Origin of the sequence: Mammaliicoccus sp. P-M58, from assembly GCF_022386165.1 — a bacterium.
Classification (GTDB): Bacteria; Bacillota; Bacilli; order Staphylococcales; family Staphylococcaceae; genus Mammaliicoccus; species Mammaliicoccus sciuri.
In genome coordinates, this window is sequence record NZ_JAJNJI010000005.1 from 16,251 (window position 1) to 36,312 (window position 20,062).

The window sequence follows — 20,062 nt, forward strand, 5'->3', positions numbered from 1 at the left end:
ACGAGAAATTATTATATAAATGACTTAAAGGACAAGTAGATTAGATAATGTGAAATTAGAGAGTACATGGTTGCTGAAAATGTGCCACATTACTTAAGCGAATGCACCTTTATTACAAATATGATGATGTTAATATTTAAAAGAGTGAGCATTTTTTAAATGCTAAAAAGAGTGGAACCGTGCAAAAAGGCACCTCTAGCAATTATTGTTAGGGGCGCCTTTTTGTTATCTGAGGGGGGATTTAAATGTTTAAACGAGTCAAAGATGATATTCAAATGGTATTCGATCAAGACCCTGCAGCAAGATCTTCATTTGAAGTCGTTATGACTTACTCAGGACTACATGCTATATGGAGTTATTTGATTGCTAATTGGTTCTTTAAGAAAAAAATGTACTTTATAGCAAGATCTATATCCCAAATTGCACGATTTTTCACAGGAGTTGAAATTCATCCAGGTGCTACAATCGGCAAGAGGCTATTCATCGACCATGGCATGGGTATTGTAATAGGTGAAACATGTCGCATCGGCAATAATGTAACGATCTACCAAGGTGTAACACTTGGTGGGACAGGTAAAGAACGAGGCAAAAGACATCCAGACATAGGTGATAATGTACTGATAGCTGCTGGTGCCAAAGTATTAGGTAATATTGAAGTCGGCAACAATGTAAATATTGGCGCGAACTCAGTCGTACTCAAAGATGTACCAGATTATTCTACAGTAGTTGGTATTCCAGGTAGAATTGTTAAACAAGATGGCTTGAAAATTGGTAAGAACTTTAATCATACAAATTTACCAGACCCAATATATGAACAATTAAAAGAATTAGAACGTCAACTTGAAAAGACGAAGAATGGAGAGATTGTTGATGATTACGTTATATAATACGTTAACAAGACAAAAAGAAGAATTTATTCCTATCGAAGAAGGAAAAGTAAAAATGTATGTATGTGGACCGACAGTGTACAACTACATTCATATTGGTAATGCAAGAGCAACAGTAGCATTTGATGTCGTAAGAAGATATTTAGAATACCGTGGCTACGATGTACAATATGTATCTAACTTTACAGATGTTGATGACAAATTGATCAAAGCTGCAAATGAATTAGGTGAAACAGTTCCGGAAATTGCGGATCGTTTTATTGAAGCATTCTACGAAGATACAGGTGCTTTAAATTGTAAACGTGGAACAGCGAACCCAAGAGTAATGGATCACATGGATGATATTATTGCTTTTATAGCTGTATTAGTCGAAAAAGGCTATGCATATGAAAGTTGTGGTGACGTTTATTATCGTACAAGACGTTTTGATGATTACGGTAAGTTGAGCCACCAATCATTAGATGACTTAAAAGTTGGCGCTAGAATAGAATCAGGTGAACAAAAAGAAGATGCACTAGACTTCACTTTATGGAAAAAAGCTAAACCAGGTGAAATTAAGTGGGATAGCCCATGGGGAGAAGGTAGACCAGGTTGGCACATCGAGTGTTCTGTAATGGCACAAGTACATTTAGGCGATACGATTGATATCCATGCTGGTGGAACAGATTTACAATTCCCTCACCACGAAAATGAAATTGCTCAATCAGAAGCACACAATGATAAGACATTCGCGAATTATTGGATGCACAATGGTTTTGTAAATATTAACAATGAAAAAATGAGTAAATCATTAGGTAACTTTATTTTAGTTCATGACATCATAAAAGAAATTGACCCGGATGTATTAAGATTCTTTATGGTTGGTGCGCACTATAGAAATCCAATAAACTATGATTTAGAACTTGTACAAGCAGCTAATAGAGGTTTAGAAAGAATTAGAAACAGTTATCAATCATTAGTTGATAGATCACAACATGCTGTATTAGAAGAAGATGAAACAGAACAACATATCGAACGTATTAATGAAATATTAAATGACTTTGAAACATCTATGGATGATGATTTCAATACAGCTAATGCAATGACTGCATGGTATGACTTGAATAAATTAGCTAATAAATATTTACTTGAAAATACAACTTCTACAAAAACAATTAATCGTTTCAAAGAAGTGTATGAAATTTTTAGTGAAGTTCTCGGTGTACCATTAGTAGGTAAACAACAAAATGAATTACTTGATGAAGAAATTGAAGCATTAATTGAAGAACGTAATGAAGCAAGAAAAGCTAAGAACTTCCAGAGAGCGGACGAAATTAGAGATGCACTAAAAGAACAAAATATTATTCTTGAAGACACAGCTCAAGGTGTGAGGTTTAGACGTGGATAAATTAACAATTAAAATGTTAAATCCGTTATCCTTAGCTTATATGGGTGATTCGATATTAGATACGTATGTCAGAAAACATATTATCCTTAAAATTAAAGGGAAACCTAATCGATTACATCAATTGTCTAAACAATATGTTTCTGCAAAGGGACAAGCTTATGCACTTAATATTTTGATGGAAAATGAATTTTTTACAGAAGAAGAATTAGAAATTATACGACGAGGTCGTAACGCAAAAAGTTATACGAAAGCGAAGAATACGGATATACAAACGTATAGAAAAAGCTCAGCGATTGAAGCGGTCATCGGTTATTTATTCTTAATAGATGAAACAGAACGCTTAGAAGAACTCGTTAATAAAATGATTGAAATAACAGAAGAAAGGGTGGGAGCCAATGGATGAATCGATTATAGTTGGTAGACATGCGGTCAAAGAAGCGATAACTTCAGGTCATACGATTAATAAAGTATTAATTCAAGAAGGTATCAACAAGAAACAAATTGGTGAAATTTTAAAAATTGCAAAATCTGAAAAAATAGTCGTCCAAACTGTACCTAAATCAAAAATTGACTATTTAACAGATGTTCCACATCAAGGTATCGCTGCTCAAATTGCGCCATATCCATATAAAGAATTAGAAGATTTCATTTCAGAAACTAAAGATATTGACCATGTACCTTGTTTATTGATGTTAGATGGTTTAGAAGATCCACATAATTTAGGTTCTATTATGAGAACAGCTGATGCAATAGGTATTGATGGCATTATTATTCCGAAGAGAAGGTCTGTACAGTTAAATGCAACAGTAGCAAAAGCTTCAACCGGTGCCATTCAACATGTTCCAGTTATTCGTGTGACGAATTTACCGCAAACAATTGAAAGGCTTCAAGAAGTAGGGTATTGGGTCGCGGGTACAGATGCAAAGAATGCGACTGATTATAGACAAATGGATGCTGGAATGCCACTTGTTATCGTTATAGGCAGCGAAGGCGAAGGTATGAGTCGACTAGTGAAAGATAAGTGTGATTTTTATATTAAATTACCAATGGTTGGACACGTTAATAGCTTAAATGCTTCTGTTGCAGCGAGTCTGCTTATGTATGAAGTATATAGAAAAAGGCATCCAATAGGACAATCATAATGAAAGATATCTATTTAATTATTGATGGCTATAACTTAATAGGACAATCAAACGAATTGTCTTCCATTGCTCAAGTTTCTTTAGAAGAAGCGAGAGATAAATTGTTAATCACACTTATCAATTATAATACCCAACATGATGGCGAAATGATTGTTGTTTTTGATGCTTATGGTGTAGAAGGTACTGAATCAGTAGAATTTAAGCACGGTGTGAAAGTTGTTTATACGAAGGGAAAAGAAACAGCAGATAGTTATATCGAAAGATTAACGTATGAATTATATCGTAAGCATATTACACATATTACAGTAGTCACAAGTGATATGAGTGAACAACATGCTATTTTTGGTTCTGGTGCGTATAGAATCTCATCTAGAGAAATGTGGTCAACAATTGCAAATCAAGAATCTGTTGTGACAAAGCACCTATCAGAAATTAAAACTAAGACACCTAGAAATAGATTGAACTTGCCAGATGAAGTATTACAGCAATTTGAAAAATGGAGAAGAAATAATCGATAAATATGATTTTTTGGAGTTTGATTTATAAGGAACGCGCTCTGTAAAATATGCTCAAAACGATAACAAGGGATGAGCATGATGAATGATTTGAATATGGACAAGCAGTTGTTAAAATGGATTGCTGATATTCAGCGTGGTGACAAAGAAGCGTTTAATCAATTATTAAATGTTTTCGAAAGTGACATTCAGAAGCGGGTAAGCACATTGAGACTACCTTATAATGATAAAGAGGACATCACGCAAATTATAAGATATAAGTTGTATAAGCAAGCACTCACATTTGATTGTGACAAGCATGATTCGTTTATACATTGTGTGAATGTCATTATTAAAAATGCTAAAATTGATTATATAAGAAAAGTTAAAAGTACAAAGTATCAAATATTAAAAGCGTCATTAAGTATTGATGAAACAAATAGTGATTCGGTTAATTTAATAGAGTGTCTAAGAGATGGTCATGGCCAGGATTTTGAAGATCAAATGTTAACAGAATGTTCGCTATCCTATTTGATGGATTCTAATAAGCTATCACCTATTGAATCGGACATTCTAAAATTAACAGTACAAGGAAAAACAAAAAAAGAAATATCAAATGAACTAGATGTACCAGTGAAACATGTATATAACGCACAATACAGATTAAAAAAGAAACTGAACAAGGCTGAAATTACTTCAGCTTTGTTTGACAATTAGGTGTTTTGTTTTGTATATTAATCTAGGATTAGAATGAATTAGGTGATAAGATGAGAAAAGTCCCTTTAAATTGCGAGAAATGCGGAGCTAGAAATTATACAGTCCCTAAAAAAGATACAGATCAACGATTAGAGCTAAAAAAGTTTTGTAAAACTTGTAATACGCATACATTGCATAAAGAATCCATCTAAAAGGAGGAAAATCAATGGCTAAAAAAGAAAACTTCTTTCAAGGCGTAAAATCAGAAATGCAGAAAACAAGTTGGCCAACTGGCAAAGAACTTGTTAAATATACAACAATAGTAGTGTGTACAGTAATCTTTTTCTTAATCTTTTTCTATGCATTAGATTTAGGAATTACAGAATTAATTAATTTGATTAGATAGTAAGGAGTGGCAAAATGTCAGAAGAGATAGGCGCTAAACGATGGTATGCAGTGCACACTTATTCAGGTTATGAAAATAAAGTCAAAACAAACCTAGAAAAGCGTGTTGATACAATGAACATGCAAGAACAAATTTTTAGAGTTGTGATTCCAGAAGAGGAAGAAACATCTATTAAAGATGGTAAAGCGAAGACACAAATCAAGAAGACTTTCCCTGGATACGTATTAGTTGAGTTAATTATGACTGATGAATCATGGTATGTCGTAAGAAATACACCTGGTGTTACAGGTTTCGTTGGTTCTGCTGGTGCAGGATCTAAACCAAATCCATTATTACCAGATGAAGCGAAATTTATCCTTAAACAAATGGGTATGGCAGAAAAAACAGTCGACGTAGAAGTTGAATTAGGTGAACAAGTTCGCGTAACAAGTGGACCATTTAGTAACCAAGTTGGTGAAATCAAAGAAATCGATGTTGAGAAGTATAAATTAACAGTTCTTGTTGACATGTTCGGTAGAGAAACACCAGTCGAAGTTGAATTCGATCAAATTGAAAAGTTGTAAAAAAACACTTGAAATTTCATGATTTCAATGTTATTATTTAAAGGTCGCGCTCGGACTATGCGCAACCATTTCGTCACGAAATGAAGAGTGGGAGGGTAAAATATCATTACCCCATGACCACATCACGATATCAAGGAGGTGCACATCGTGGCTAAAAAAGTAGTTAAAGTTGTTAAATTGCAAATTCCTGCAGGTAAAGCAAACCCAGCACCACCAGTTGGTCCTGCATTAGGTCAAGCCGGTGTGAATATTATGGGATTCTGTAAAGAATTCAACGCTCGTACACAAGAGCAAGCAGGTTTAATCATTCCAGTTGAAATTACAGTATTTGAAGATCGTTCATTTACTTTCATCACTAAGACACCACCTGCAGCAGTATTACTTAAAAAAGCAGCTAAAGTAGAAAAAGGTTCTGGTGAACCTAACAAAACTAAAGTTGCTACAGTAACTCAAGACCAAGTACGTGAAATTGCTAACACTAAAATGCCTGACTTAAACGCGGCATCTGAAGAAGCAGCTATGCGTATCGTTGAAGGTACTGCACGCAGCATGGGTATTGTCGTAGAATAATTGAGTTTTAAAGTTTAAGCAGGCGGCTATTTCGCTGTCTGCTATTGCATTGTCTTTATGATAATGCACGTGGGAGGTAACATTCCGCTAAAACCACTAAAGGAGGAAAACAAAATGGCTAAAAAAGGTAAAAAGTATCAAGAAGCAGTTGCTAAAATCGATCGTACTGCAACATACGCTGTTGAAGAAGCGATTAAATTAGCAAAAGAAACAAGTACTGTTAACTTTGATGCATCTGTAGAAGTTGCATTTCGTTTAGGCATTGATACACGTAAGAATGACCAACAAATCCGTGGCGCTGTAGTATTACCACACGGTACTGGTAAAACACAACGTGTATTAGTATTCGCTAAAGGCGATAAAATCAAAGAAGCAGAAGAAGCTGGAGCAGATTATGTAGGTGAAGAATACATTAACAAAATCAACCAAGGTTGGTTCGACTTTGATGTAATCGTTGCAACACCTGACATGATGGGTGAAGTTGGTAAACTTGGTCGTGTATTAGGACCTAAAGGTTTAATGCCAAACCCTAAAACTGGTACAGTAACAATGGATATCAAAAAAGCAGTAGAAGAAATTAAAGCAGGTAAAGTAGAATACCGTGCTGAAAAATCTGGTATTGTTCATGCATCTATTGGTAAAGTATCATTTGACGAGCAACAATTAGTTGATAACTTCAAAACAATTCAAGATACATTAACTAAAGCAAAACCAGCATCATCTAAAGGTACTTATTTCAAATCTGTTGCTGTTACAACAACAATGGGTCCTGGTATCAAAGTTGATACTTCAAGCTTTAAATTATAATATAAAAATATTGACTTCAATTCCAAAACGCGTTATAGTTTTGGATGTGTAATATTTAACCTAAGACAGTAGGAGTTCAATTTTGAACTTAAAAAGCGATCCTACCGAGGCTTAAATTGACTTGAACGTATAAAATTCAAGCACTTTTTGCCGTGGGTAAAAAGTGCTTTTTTGTTGAGAAACCTCATCATAAAAGCACGGACAATTAATATGGAGGTGTAGAGATGTCTAATTCAAAAATCGTTGAAGCTAAACAACAAAAAGTTGATTTAATTACTGAACAACTTAAAAATTCTGTTTCAACAATTATTGTTGACTACCGTGGTTTAACAGTTGCGCAAGTTACTGAATTACGTAAACAATTACGTGAAGCAGGTATCGAATATAAAGTTTACAAAAACACTTTAGTTCGTCGTGCTGCTGAAGCTGCTGGTATCGAAGGTTTAGAAGAAACATTAACTGGTCCTAACGCAATTGCTTTTTCAAACGAAGAAGTTGTTGAACCAGCTAAAATTCTTGCTGACTTCGCTAAAGAAAACGAAGCGTTAGAAATCAAAGCAGGTGTTATTGAAGGACAAGTTGTATCTGCAGAAGAAGTTAACACTATCGGTTCATTACCATCAAAAGACGGTCTTGTATCAATGTTACTATCTGTATTACAAGCTCCAGTTCGTAACTTTGCTTATGCAGTTAAAGCTGTTGGAGAACAAAAAGAAGAAAGTGCTGAATAATTCAGCAACAAATAAAACTATTTAATGGAGGATATATATCATGTCTAATGAAAAAATTATTGAAGCAATTAAAGAAATGTCAGTATTAGAATTAAATGACTTAGTAAAAGCTATCGAAGAAGAATTTGGTGTAACAGCAGCAGCTCCTGTAGCAGCAGCTGGCGCAGCTGGTGGAGACGCAGCAGCTGAAAAAACTGAATTCGACGTTGAATTAACTTCAGCTGGAGATTCAAAAATTAAAGTTGTTAAAGCGGTTAAAGAAGCAACTGGCTTAGGCTTAAAAGAAGCTAAAGAAATCGTAGACAACGCTCCTAAAGTTGTTAAAGAAGGTTTATCTAAAGAAGACGCTGAAGCTTTAAAAGAAAAATTAGAAGAAGTTGGCGCATCTGTAGAATTAAAATAATCTCTGTATTAAATCAAAAAACCCGTTATTATCATGATAACGGGTTTTTATTTACTCATTTAATCAATAAAGAGGTGGCGTAATGAGTCATTATTTTGATAACGATCCAAACGTGAAGTCGGAACGAGAAAGTTTCGATTATTTTTATCGCGATAACAAACTCTCTCTTCAGACAGATCATGGTGTTTTCTCAAAAGGGAAAATAGACTTTGGGTCTGATTTACTCGTAACAACTTTCTTAAATGCAAATCCCCCTGGTCCTAAAAAGAGAATATTGGATGTGGGCTGTGGTTATGGTCCAATAGGTTTAATGTGTGCGAAAGTACTTCCGCATAGTGAAGTGACTATGGTAGATGTGAACGAACGCGCATTGGATTTGGCAAAAGATAATCAACGATCTAACAACATTCAAAATGCTCAGTTGAAAGTAAGTAACTGTTTAGATGATGTATTAGATTTAGAGTTTGATTTTGTATTAACAAACCCTCCAATAAGAGCAGGGAAGGAAATTGTTCATAAAATTCTTGAGCAAAGCATCAAAGTATTATCGAGTGGCGGACAGCTTTTAGTTGTTATTCAGAAGAAGCAAGGTATGCCTTCTGCAAAGAAAAAAATGCAAGATATTTTTGGTAATGCAGAAATAATCGAAAAAAGCAAGGGTTATTACATTTTAAAAAGTGTAAAAGCTTGATTTTGGTGTTTTGTTCTGATATAGTAATAGAATGTTAAAAATTATATTCAATAAGTGTGTACTTTTGCGTCGCCCTTAATTGAATGTTAGGAATAAGTCGTACGAAATAGAAAATGGAATCATTGACTTTCCGTTTTCTTTTTGTCTTATTATATTTATTTTGTAAGGCGCAAAGTTATATTCACAATATTTGAGGGGTGAATCTGTTGACAGGTCAACTTATCCAGTATGGAAGACATCGTGTTCGTAGAAGTTATGCGAGAATTTCCGAGATTTTAGAACTACCTAACTTAATAGAGATTCAAACGAAATCATATGAATGGTTTCTAAAAGAAGGTTTACTAGAAATGTTCCGCGACATTTCTCCAATTGATGATTTTACAGGTAACCTTTCTTTAGAGTTCGTAGATTACCGTCTAGGTGAACCAAAGTATGATTTAGAAGAATCTAAAAACCGTGATGCAACATATGCAGCACCATTACGCGTTAAAGTCCGTTTAATTAACAAAGAAACAGGCGAAGTGAAAGATCAAGAAGTATTCATGGGTGATTTCCCATTAATGACTGACACTGGTACTTTTGTAATAAACGGTGCAGAACGTGTTATTGTATCTCAACTTGTACGTTCACCATCCGTTTACTTCAACGAAAAAGTTGATAAAAACGGTAAAGTGAGTTTTGGAACTACTGTAATTCCTAACCGTGGTGCATGGTTAGAGTATGAAACAGATGCTAAAGATGTTCCTTACGTAAGAATAGACAGAACACGTAAATTACCAATTACAGTATTAATCCGTGCTTTAGGATTCTCATCAGATCAAGAAATCATTGATTTACTTGGTGACAATGAGTATTTAAGAAATGCGTTAGACAAAGATAATACTGAAACAACAGACCAAGCATTGCTTGAAATTTATGAGCGTTTACGTCCGGGAGAACCACCAACAGTAGAGAACGCTAAAAGTCTATTATATTCACGTTTCTTTGACCCAAAACGTTATGATTTAGCGGCAGTAGGTCGTTACAAAATGAATAAAAAATTACATCTTAAACATCGTTTGTTCAACCAAACTTTAGCTGAGCCTATCGTTGACGTTGAAACAGGTGAAATTGCGGCTGAAGAAGGTACTGTTTTAGACCGTCGTAATTTAGATAAAATCATCGATGTTTTAGAATCAAATGCTAATATTCATGTTTATGAACTTAATAGTGGTGTCTTAGATGAACCAGTAGAAGTTCAAACAGTTAAAATTTATATTCCTGGTGATGAAGAAAAACGTACGACAACAGTGATTGGTAATGCATTCCCTGATGAAGCAGTGAAATGTATTACACCAGCAGATATTATTTCTTCACTATCATATTTCTTTAACTTGTTACATGGTGTAGGTTACACAGATGATATCGACCATTTAGGTAATCGTCGTCTACGTTCAGTAGGAGAATTACTACAGAACCAATTCAGAATTGGTTTATCACGTATGGAACGTGTTGTGCGTGAACGTATGTCAATTCAAGACACTGATTCAATCACACCTCAACAATTAATTAATATTCGTCCAGTAATTGCATCTATTAAAGAATTCTTTGGTAGCTCTCAATTATCTCAATTCATGGACCAAGCAAACCCATTAGCAGAGTTGACGCATAAACGTCGTCTATCAGCATTAGGACCGGGTGGTTTAACTCGTGAGCGTGCTGGTATGGAAGTACGTGACGTTCACTACTCTCACTATGGTCGTATGTGTCCAATTGAAACGCCTGAGGGACCAAACATTGGTTTAATCAACTCATTATCAAGTTATGCAAGAGTTAATGAATTTGGTTTCATTGAAACACCTTATCGTAAGGTAAATATCGAGACAAACCAAGTTACTGACAGAATCGACTACTTAACAGCTGACGAAGAAGATAGCTATGTAGTTGCACAAGCAAACTCTGTACTTGATGAAACAGGTAAATTCGTTGATGATGAAGTTCTTTGTCGTTTCCGTGGGGACAACACTACGAAACCTAAAGAACGCATGGACTACATGGATGTATCTCCTAAACAAGTTGTTTCTGCAGCGACAGCATGTATTCCATTCTTAGAAAACGATGACTCTAACCGTGCGCTTATGGGTGCAAACATGCAACGTCAAGCGGTACCTTTAATGAACCCAGAAGCACCATTTGTTGGTACTGGTATGGAACACGTAACTGCACGTGATTCAGGTGCAGCTGTTGTTGCTAAGTACAAAGGTAGAGTTGAGCACGTAGAAGCAAAAGAAATCCTTGTTAGACGTATTGTTGAAGAGAATGGTAAAGAGATCGAAACTGAATTAGATCGTTACCCATTATCTAAATTCAAACGTAGTAACTCAGGTACTTGTTACAACCAACGTCCAATCATTGCGAGCGGAGATATTGTTTCTAAAGGTGAAATTTTAGCTGATGGTCCTTCAATGGAACTTGGTGAAATGGCACTTGGACGTAACGTAGTAGTTGGTTTCATGACTTGGGACGGTTATAACTATGAGGATGCTGTAATCATGAGTGAACGTCTTGTTAAAGATGATGTTTATACTTCAATTCACGTTGAAGAATATGAATCAGAAGCTCGTGACACTAAATTAGGACCTGAAGAAATCACACGTGATATTCCTAACGTTTCTGACAATGCACTTAAGAACTTAGATGATCGTGGTATCGTTTATGTTGGTGCTGAAGTTAAAGACGGAGATATCCTAGTTGGTAAAGTAACGCCTAAAGGTGTAACTGAATTAACAGCTGAAGAAAGATTATTACATGCAATCTTTGGTGAAAAAGCTCGTGAAGTTCGTGATACATCATTACGTGTACCTCATGGTGCAGGTGGTATTGTATTAGATGTTAAAGTATTTAACAGAGAAGAAGGCGATGATTCATTATCTCCAGGTGTAAACCAATTAGTACGTGTATACATCGTTCAAAAACGTAAAATACATGTCGGAGATAAAATGTGTGGTCGTCACGGTAACAAAGGTGTTATCTCACGTATCTTACCTGAAGAAGATATGCCTTACTTACCAGATGGAACACCAATTGACATCATGTTAAACCCATTAGGTGTACCTTCTCGTATGAATATCGGACAAGTATTAGAACTTCATCTTGGAATGGCAGCTAAGAATTTAGGTATTCATGTTGCTTCACCAGTATTTGATGGTGCAAACGATGATGATGTTTGGTCAACTATTGAAGAAGCAGGTATGGCTCGTGATGGTAAAACTGTACTATACGATGGTCGTACTGGTGAACCGTTTGATAACCGTGTATCTGTAGGTGTAATGTACATGCTTAAACTTGCACACATGGTAGACGATAAATTACATGCGCGTTCTACTGGACCATACTCACTTGTTACACAACAACCACTTGGCGGTAAAGCTCAGTTTGGTGGACAACGTTTCGGTGAGATGGAAGTATGGGCACTTGAAGCTTACGGTGCAGCATATACTTTACAAGAGATTTTAACTTATAAATCTGATGACACAGTAGGTCGTGTTAAAACTTACGAATCTATCGTAAAAGGAGAAAACATCCCTAAACCGGGAGTTCCTGAATCATTCCGCGTATTAATGAAAGAGTTACAAAGTTTAGGTCTAGACGTTAAAGTTATGGACGAACACGATAACGAAATCGAAATGCGTGATTTAGAAGATGAAGATATGATGGACAAGAAAGTTGATTTAGGTGTTTCACAAGATGCATCAATAGAAGGGCAACAAGTAACTGACTAAAAGTTAATAAAGCGCATTTGATTAAACATTTGCGCTTTACATTTGTTATACATTATCAATCAACCGGCACAACTAATTTAAATTGAAGGAGGTAGGCTCCTTGATTGATGTAAATAATTTCCATTACATGAAAATAGGACTTGCTTCACCTGAAAAGATCCGTTCTTGGTCATTTGGTGAAGTGAAAAAACCAGAAACAATTAACTACCGTACGTTAAAACCTGAAAGAGATGGTTTATTCTGTGAGAAAATTTTTGGTCCAACTAAGGACTGGGAATGTAGTTGTGGTAAATATAAAAGAGTACGCTATAAAGGCATGGTCTGTGACCGTTGTGGTGTAGAGGTTACTAAATCAAAAGTGCGTCGTGAAAGAATGGGGCATATTGAATTAGCAGCACCAGTTTCACACATTTGGTACTTCAAAGGTATCCCAAGTCGTATGGGACTTTTACTTGATATGTCACCACGTTCACTTGAAGAAGTTATATACTTTGCTTCTTACACTGTAATTGATCCAGGTCCAACTGGATTAGAGAAGAAACAATTATTAACTGAAGGTGAATTCCGTGAGTATTATGATAAATATCCAGGTAAATTCACAGCAAAAATGGGTGCAGAAGCAATCCGTGACTTATTAAGCGATATCGACTTAGATAAAGAATTAAAAGAATTACGTGAAGAATTAGAATCAGCAACAGGACAAAGATTGACAAGAGCAATTAAACGTCTAGAAGTTGTTGAATCATTCCGTCACTCAGGTAATGACCCATCTTGGATGATCTTAGATGTATTACCAATTATTCCACCTGAAATTCGTCCAATGGTTCAATTAGATGGTGGACGTTTCGCAACAAGTGATTTAAATGATTTATACCGTCGTGTTATCAACCGTAATAATCGTTTGAAACGTTTATTAGACTTAGGTGCACCTGGTATTATCGTTCAAAATGAAAAACGTATGTTACAAGAAGCTGTAGATGCTTTAATTGATAATGGTCGTCGTGGTCGTCCAGTTACTGGACCAGGTAACCGTCCATTAAAATCATTGTCACATATGTTAAAAGGTAAACAAGGTCGTTTCCGTCAAAACTTACTTGGTAAACGTGTTGACTATTCAGGTCGTTCAGTTATCGTAGTTGGACCAAACCTTAAAATGTATCAATGTGGTTTACCGAAAGAAATGGCGTTAGAATTGTTCAAACCTTTCATTATGAAAGAACTTGTTGAACGTGAAATTGCTACAAACATCAAGAATGCAAAAGGTAAAATAGAAAGAATGGAAGAAGAAGTTTGGGATGTACTAGAAGATGTTATTAAAGAACATCCAGTACTATTAAACCGTGCACCAACGCTTCACCGTTTAGGTATTCAAGCATTTGAACCTACACTAGTTGAAGGTCGTGCAATCAGACTTCATCCACTTGTAACAACTGCTTATAACGCTGACTTTGATGGTGACCAAATGGCTGTCCATGTTCCATTATCAAAAGAAGCACAAGCAGAAGCACGTATGTTAATGCTTGCAGCTCAAAACATCTTGAACCCTAAAGATGGTAAACCAGTCGTAACACCTTCTCAAGATATGGTATTAGGTAACTATTACTTAACACTTGAACGTAAAGGCGCTACAGGAGCTGGTGAAATCTTTAGTGAAACAGATGAAGTTATTAAAGCGTATGTAAATGGCTATGTTCATTTACACTCACGTATAGCTGTTCATGCAAGATCATTAAAGAACCCAACATTTACAGAAGAACAAAACAATAAATTACTTATCACATCTGTTGGTAAGATTATATTCAATGAAATTATGCCGGATTCATTCCCGTACATTAATGAACCAACGAATTTCAACTTAGAAAAATCAACACCTGACAAATACTTTATTGCACCTACTGATATTCCAGAAGGTGGATTAATCGAGTACTTACAAGATGTTGAACTTGTTAAACCATTTAACAAGAAATTCTTAGGCCAAATCATTGCGGAAATCTTTAATAAATTCCACATTACAGATACATCAGTAATGCTTGATAAGATGAAAGATTTAGGATTTAAATACTCATCTAAAGCTGGTATTACAGTTGGGGTTTCTGACATCGTGGTACTTCCTGATAAACAAGAAATTATTGGAGAAGCAGAAATCAAAGTAGATAAAGTACAAAAACAATTTACCCGTGGTTTAATTACTGAAAGCGAACGTTATGCTGCTGTAATTGAAATTTGGACAAAAGCTAAAGATGATATTCAAGCTAAATTAATGATGTCATTAGACAGCTTAAACCCAATCTTCATGATGAGTGACTCTGGTGCCCGTGGTAACGCATCAAACTTCACTCAATTAGCTGGTATGCGTGGTCTGATGGCTAACCCATCTGGTCGAATTATCGAGTTACCTATTAAATCTTCATTCCGTGAAGGTTTAACAGTACTTGAATACTTCATCTCTACTCATGGTGCGCGTAAAGGTCTTGCCGATACAGCACTGAAAACTGCCGATTCAGGTTACTTAACACGTCGTCTAGTTGACGTAGCACAAGATGTTATCGTTAGAGAAGAAGACTGTGGAACTGACCGTGGATTACTTGTTTCAGATATTAGAGAAGGATCAGAGTTAATCGAACCATTCATTGAACGTATTGAAGGTCGTTACTCTAAAGAAACATTACGTCATCCTGAAACAGATGAAGTAATTATTAAAGTTAATGAATTAATAACTGCTGATATTGCTAAACAAATAGTTGATGCAGGTATTACTGAAATGCATATTCGCTCTGCATTTACATGTAACACTCGTCATGGTGTATGTGAAAAATGTTATGGTAAGAACTTAGCAACTGGTGAACAAGTTGAAGTTGGTGAAGCAGTTGGTACAATTGCTGCACAATCAATCGGTGAACCAGGTACTCAGCTTACAATGCGTACATTCCATACAGGTGGTGTAGCAGGTGCCGATATCACTCAAGGTTTACCTCGTATTCAAGAGCTATTTGAAGCACGTAACCCTAAAGGGCAAGCTGTTATTTCTGAAATTAATGGTGAAGTAACTGAAATTACGATCGTTAAAGATCGTCAACAAGAAATTAAAGTTAAAGGCGAAAATGAAATCCGTACTTATAACGCGCCAGGTACTGCTCGACTTAAAGTTGAAGAAGGTCAATACGTAGAACGTGGTGAAGTTATGACTGAAGGTTCAATCGAACCTAAAGGATTACTAGCTGTTGCAGGCTTAAATGCTACTCAAAAATACTTACTTAAAGAAGTACAAAAAGTTTACCGTATGCAAGGTGTTGAAATTTCAGATAAACACGTTGAAGTTATGGTTAGACAAATGCTTCGTAAAGTAAGAATTATTGAAGCAGGAGATACTAAATTATTACCAGGTGCATTAGTTGATATTCATACATTTACTGATGCAAACAGAGAAGTATTTGCGACGCGTAAACGTCCAGCAACTGCTAAACCTGTATTACTTGGTATTACGAAAGCATCTCTTGAGACTGAAAGTTTCTTATCAGCTGCTTCATTCCAAGAAACAACAAGAGTACTTACAGATGCTGCTATTAAAGGTAAGCGTGATGACTTACTTGGACTTAAAGAAAATGTTATCATCGGTAAATTGATTCCTGCCGGAACAGGCATGAGAAGATATACTGGTGTTGACTTTGAAAAAGTTGAAAAAGAAGTAGTACCTGAAGAACAAGTTGTGACTGACTAATATATATGGGCTGTTCTAGGTTCCTAGAACAGCTTGTATTTTATTATAAAAACACCTTAAAAATGATTGACTTTATAACTGTGCAATGTTATTATTGTTAAGGTTGATGAAAGCAGACGCTTTGGAGGATATGAAATGTCTAATGAAAAAGCCTTAAGCTTAAATCAAGACAGTTATGTCATTGGTTTAAAACAGACCACTAAAGCATTATTGAAGCATGATGTACGTCAAGTAATCATTGCTCAAGATGTCAATATTCATATTTTGTCGAAAGTGTTAACAATAGCATTTGAGACAGGCGTTCCGATAAGTTATAGTCCTAGTCGACAAGAACTTGGATCACGCTATGGAATAGAAGTTAATGCGACAGTTGTTGCATTGCTTAAATAAATGTGTAAGCTTTGCTTACTATTTTTATTTGACTTAAAATGAACCACCTGGATGTGTGGAATTAAGAAATGAAGAGAGGAGGACATTAAAGATGCCTACTATTAACCAATTAGTACGTAAACCTCGTACTAGTAAATCACAAAAATCAACTGCACCAGCATTAAACAGAGGTTACAATAGCATGAAGAAAAAAATGACTACTGTATACTCTCCTCAAAAACGTGGTGTATGTACTCGTGTAGGAACTATGACACCTAAAAAACCTAACTCAGCGTTACGTAAATATGCTCGTGTTCGTTTATCAAACAACATCGAAGTAAACGCGTATATCCCTGGTATTGGCCACAACTTACAAGAACACAGTGTTGTACTTATTCGTGGTGGACGTGTAAAAGACTTACCTGGTGTGCGTTACCATATCGTACGTGGTGCTTTAGACACTTCTGGTGTTGACGGTCGTATGCAAAGCCGTTCACTTTATGGTGCTAAAAAACCTAAAGCTGCTAAAAAATAATTTGACATTAAATTTCTGTAAATAACAGTTTTTTAAATGACGATAAAACAATTAAACTTTATAATGAGGAAGGAGGATTACGATTATGCCTCGTAAAGGTCCAGTTGCAAAAAGAGATGTTTTACCAGATCCAATTCACAACTCTAAATTAGTAACAAAATTAATCAACAAAATCATGCTTGATGGTAAACGTGGTACTGCTCAAAGAATTCTTTATTCTGCATTCGAACTTGTTCAAGAACGTTCAGGTAAAGATGCTATGGAAGTATTCGATGAAGCTATCAACAACATCATGCCTGTACTTGAAGTTAAAGCTCGCCGTGTAGGTGGTTCAAACTATCAAGTACCTGTAGAAGTACGTCCAGAACGTCGTACTACTTTAGGTTTACGTTGGTTAGTTAACTACGCGCGTCTTCGTGGTGAAAAAACTATGGAAGAGCGTTTAGCTAATGAAATCTTAGATGCTGCCAATAACACTGGTGGTGCTGTTAAGAAACGTGAAGACACTCACAAAATGGCAGAAGCTAACAAAGCGTTTGCTCATTACCGTTGGTAAGATAGAACTTAGAACCCTAAGCGTTAAAATTATAAAGAGGCTTATTTATAGGTCATCTATAGTTTTTTAAACACTTAGGGTATCAAAGTATCTATATAAACAACAACCAAATATCCAATGTTTTGGAAGGAGTAAGAATACTATGGCAAGAGATTTTTCTTTGAAAAACACTCGTAATATCGGTATCATGGCTCACATCGATGCTGGTAAAACTACTACTACTGAACGTATTCTTTATTACACAGGCCGTATCCATAAAATTGGTGAAACACATGAAGGTGCTTCACAAATGGACTGGATGGAACAAGAGCAAGAGCGTGGTATTACAATCACTTCTGCTGCGACTACTGCACAATGGGATGGTCACCGTGTAAACATCATCGATACACCAGGACACGTAGACTTCACAGTTGAAGTTGAACGTTCATTACGTGTACTTGATGGTGCTGTAACTGTTCTTGATGCGCAATCAGGTGTTGAACCTCAAACTGAAACAGTTTGGCGTCAAGCTACAACTTACGGAGTACCTCGTATTGTATTCATTAATAAAATGGACAAAATGGGTGCTAACTTTGAATATTCAGTTGGTACACTACATGAGCGTTTACAAGCAAATGCTCACCCAATTCAGTTACCAATTGGTGCGGAAGACGATTTCAACGCTATTATTGATTTAGTAGAAATGAAATGTTTCCAATACACTAATGACTTAGGTACTGAAATTGATGAAATTGAGATTCCAGAATCTCATAAGCAACAAGCTGAAGATGCTCGTGAAGCTTTAATTGAAGCTGTTGCTGAATCAAACGACGATTTAATGGAAAAATACTTAGGTGGAGAAGAAATCACAATTGATGAGCTTAAAGCGGCTATCCGTCAAGCTACTTGTGACGTTGAATTCTACCCAGTATTATGTGGTACGGCATTCAAAAACAAAGGTGTTCAATTAATGTTGAACGCTGTTATTGACTACTTACCATCACCATTAGATGTTAAACCTATTATCGGACATAGAGTTGATAACGAAGATGAAGAAGTAATTGCTAGACCTGATGACTCAGCGCCATTCGCTGCATTAGCGTTTAAAGTTATGACTGACCCATTCGTAGGTAAATTAACATTCTTCCGTGTTTATTCTGGTACAATGGAATCTGGTTCATACGTTAAAAACTCTACTAAAGGTAAACGTGAACGTGTAGGTCGTATCCTACAAATGCACGCTAACTCTCGTGAAGAGATTTCAACTGTATATTCTGGTGACATTGCAGGTGCTGTTGGTCTTAAAGACACTGCTACTGGTGATACTTTATGTGATGAAAAAGATAACATTATCTTAGAATCAATGGAATTCCCAGAGCCAGTTATTCACTTATCTGTTGAGCCTAAATCAAAAGCTGACCAAGATAAAATGACTAACGCATTAGTTAAATTACAAGAAGAAGATCCAACATTCCATGCACACACTGACCATGAAACTGGACAAGTTATCATCGGTGGTATGGGTGAATTACATCTTGATATCTTAGTAGACCGTATGAAACGTGAATTCAAAGTAGAATGTACTGTTGGTGCTCCAATGGTATCTTACCGTGAAACGTTCAAAGAATCTGCACAAGTTCAAGGTAAATTCTCTCGTCAATCAGGTGGACGTGGACAATATGGTGATGTTCATATTGAATTCACACCTAACGAACAAGGTGGCGGCTTCGAATTCGAAAACGCTATCGTCGGTGGTGTAGTTCCTCGTGAATACATTCCATCAGTTGAAGCTGGTCTTAAAGATGCTATGGAAAATGGTGTATTAGCTGGATATCCATTAGTTGATGTTAAAGCTAAACTATATGATGGTTCATATCATGATGTCGATTCATCTGAAATGGCCTTCAAAGTTGCTGCATCATTAGCACTTAAAGAAGCAGCTAAAAAATGTAACCCTGTAATCTTAGAGCCAATGATGAAAGTTGAAATCGTTATGCCTGAAGAATACATGGGAGACATCATGGGTGACGTAACAAGTCGTCGTGGACGTGTTGAAGGTATGGAAGCACGCGGTAACGCTCAAGTTGTTCGTGCATTTGTTCCACTTTCAGAAATGTTCGGTTACGCTACAAACTTACGTTCTAACACTCAAGGTCGTGGTACTTATACTATGGTATTTGACCACTACGAAGAAGTTCCTAAATCAATTTCTGAAGAAATTATCAAGAAAAACAAAGGTGAATAATACATTCGCTTTAATAAATTGATTTTTTCATCAAAATGATTTATAAATTAACTATAGGTTATCCTCATGATGGTGAGTAACCATCATGAGGCTTAAATAAAAAATAATTTTTAATATGAATA

At 35.9% G+C, this 20,062-nt stretch carries 20 protein-coding genes and 1 other annotated feature; all 20 genes read left to right on the forward strand.

The features are described from left to right. Positions 1-245: 245 nt before the first annotated feature. The 20 genes from cysE (at position 246) to fusA (ending at position 19,940) form a co-directional block, all read left to right on the forward strand. Positions 246-887 (forward strand): serine O-acetyltransferase, encoded by a 642-nt coding sequence (cysE, locus tag LQ694_RS06550; RefSeq protein WP_025904850.1) that lies wholly within the window; start codon positions 246-248, stop codon positions 885-887. After that, positions 871-2,274, forward strand: coding sequence for a cysteine--tRNA ligase (cysS, locus tag LQ694_RS06555; protein WP_218696973.1), 1,404 nt, complete (start codon positions 871-873; stop codon positions 2,272-2,274). The genes cysE and cysS overlap by 17 nt, the downstream gene beginning before the upstream one ends. Positions 2,275-2,287: 13 nt before the next feature. Continuing rightward, a complete protein-coding gene (locus LQ694_RS06560) occupies positions 2,288-2,677 on the forward strand; it encodes a Mini-ribonuclease 3 (protein WP_049319905.1) in 390 nt (129 codons plus the stop codon). Next, on the forward strand, positions 2,670-3,416 hold the full coding sequence (gene rlmB / locus LQ694_RS06565; protein WP_048541344.1) for a 23S rRNA (guanosine(2251)-2'-O)-methyltransferase RlmB: 747 nt from the start codon (positions 2,670-2,672) through the stop codon (positions 3,414-3,416). The genes LQ694_RS06560 and rlmB overlap by 8 nt, the downstream gene beginning before the upstream one ends. After that, entirely contained in the window at positions 3,416-3,934 is a 519-nt protein-coding gene (locus LQ694_RS06570; protein WP_025904854.1) for an NYN domain-containing protein, read from the forward strand. The genes rlmB and LQ694_RS06570 overlap by 1 nt, the downstream gene beginning before the upstream one ends. A 78-nt stretch (positions 3,935-4,012) precedes the next feature. Beyond that, positions 4,013-4,627 carry a sigma-70 family RNA polymerase sigma factor gene (locus tag LQ694_RS06575; RefSeq protein WP_070372905.1) on the forward strand — a complete coding sequence of 205 codons (615 nt, stop codon included), beginning with the start codon at positions 4,013-4,015 and terminating at the stop codon, positions 4,625-4,627. Between the two features lie 50 nt (positions 4,628-4,677). Then, a complete protein-coding gene (gene rpmG, locus LQ694_RS06580) occupies positions 4,678-4,818 on the forward strand; it encodes a 50S ribosomal protein L33 (RefSeq protein WP_075577615.1) in 141 nt (46 codons plus the stop codon). Between the two features lie 14 nt (positions 4,819-4,832). Then, the gene (secE, locus tag LQ694_RS06585) at positions 4,833-5,012 is read left to right on the forward strand and encodes a preprotein translocase subunit SecE (protein ID WP_025904856.1); all 180 of its coding nucleotides are present in this window, start codon (positions 4,833-4,835) and stop codon (positions 5,010-5,012) included. 14 nt (positions 5,013-5,026) lie between these two features. After that, on the forward strand, positions 5,027-5,575 hold the full coding sequence (gene nusG / locus LQ694_RS06590) for a transcription termination/antitermination protein NusG (protein WP_058590878.1): 549 nt from the start codon (positions 5,027-5,029) through the stop codon (positions 5,573-5,575). A gap of 147 nt (positions 5,576-5,722) precedes the next feature. Then, a complete protein-coding gene (rplK, locus tag LQ694_RS06595) occupies positions 5,723-6,145 on the forward strand; it encodes a 50S ribosomal protein L11 (RefSeq protein WP_025904858.1) in 423 nt (140 codons plus the stop codon). A 114-nt stretch (positions 6,146-6,259) separates the two neighbouring features. After that, the gene (gene rplA, locus LQ694_RS06600; protein WP_037589918.1) at positions 6,260-6,952 is read left to right on the forward strand and encodes a 50S ribosomal protein L1; all 693 of its coding nucleotides are present in this window, start codon (positions 6,260-6,262) and stop codon (positions 6,950-6,952) included. Between the two features lie 41 nt (positions 6,953-6,993). Then, positions 6,994-7,134 (forward strand) — a sequence feature (ribosomal protein L10 leader region). A gap of 42 nt (positions 7,135-7,176) precedes the next feature. Next, on the forward strand, positions 7,177-7,683 hold the full coding sequence (gene rplJ, locus LQ694_RS06605; RefSeq protein WP_025904860.1) for a 50S ribosomal protein L10: 507 nt from the start codon (positions 7,177-7,179) through the stop codon (positions 7,681-7,683). Between the two features lie 40 nt (positions 7,684-7,723). Beyond that, positions 7,724-8,086 carry a 50S ribosomal protein L7/L12 gene (gene rplL, locus LQ694_RS06610; protein WP_153653597.1) on the forward strand — a complete coding sequence of 121 codons (363 nt, stop codon included), beginning with the start codon at positions 7,724-7,726 and terminating at the stop codon, positions 8,084-8,086. 82 nt (positions 8,087-8,168) lie between these two features. Beyond that, a complete protein-coding gene (locus tag LQ694_RS06615) occupies positions 8,169-8,777 on the forward strand; it encodes a class I SAM-dependent methyltransferase (RefSeq protein WP_096790965.1) in 609 nt (202 codons plus the stop codon). A gap of 206 nt (positions 8,778-8,983) precedes the next feature. Next, positions 8,984-12,538: a DNA-directed RNA polymerase subunit beta gene (gene rpoB, locus LQ694_RS06620; protein WP_037589920.1), complete on the forward strand. Its 3,555-nt coding sequence runs from the start codon at positions 8,984-8,986 to the stop codon at positions 12,536-12,538. A 100-nt stretch (positions 12,539-12,638) separates the two neighbouring features. Then, a complete protein-coding gene (rpoC, locus tag LQ694_RS06625) occupies positions 12,639-16,256 on the forward strand; it encodes a DNA-directed RNA polymerase subunit beta' (protein ID WP_048541354.1) in 3,618 nt (1,205 codons plus the stop codon). A gap of 135 nt (positions 16,257-16,391) precedes the next feature. Continuing rightward, complete coding sequence (locus LQ694_RS06630) at positions 16,392-16,646, forward strand: ribosomal L7Ae/L30e/S12e/Gadd45 family protein (protein WP_048541356.1); 255 nt, start codon at positions 16,392-16,394, stop codon at positions 16,644-16,646. Positions 16,647-16,737: 91 nt separating this feature from the next. Further along, complete coding sequence (gene rpsL, locus LQ694_RS06635; RefSeq protein ID WP_025904866.1) at positions 16,738-17,160, forward strand: 30S ribosomal protein S12; 423 nt, start codon at positions 16,738-16,740, stop codon at positions 17,158-17,160. Between the two features lie 85 nt (positions 17,161-17,245). Continuing rightward, positions 17,246-17,716, forward strand: a complete 471-nt coding sequence (gene rpsG / locus LQ694_RS06640) for a 30S ribosomal protein S7 (protein ID WP_025904867.1) — start codon at positions 17,246-17,248, stop codon at positions 17,714-17,716. Positions 17,717-17,858: 142 nt separating this feature from the next. Further along, positions 17,859-19,940: an elongation factor G gene (fusA, locus tag LQ694_RS06645; protein ID WP_048541359.1), complete on the forward strand. Its 2,082-nt coding sequence runs from the start codon at positions 17,859-17,861 to the stop codon at positions 19,938-19,940. Positions 19,941-20,062: the final 122 nt, after the last annotated feature.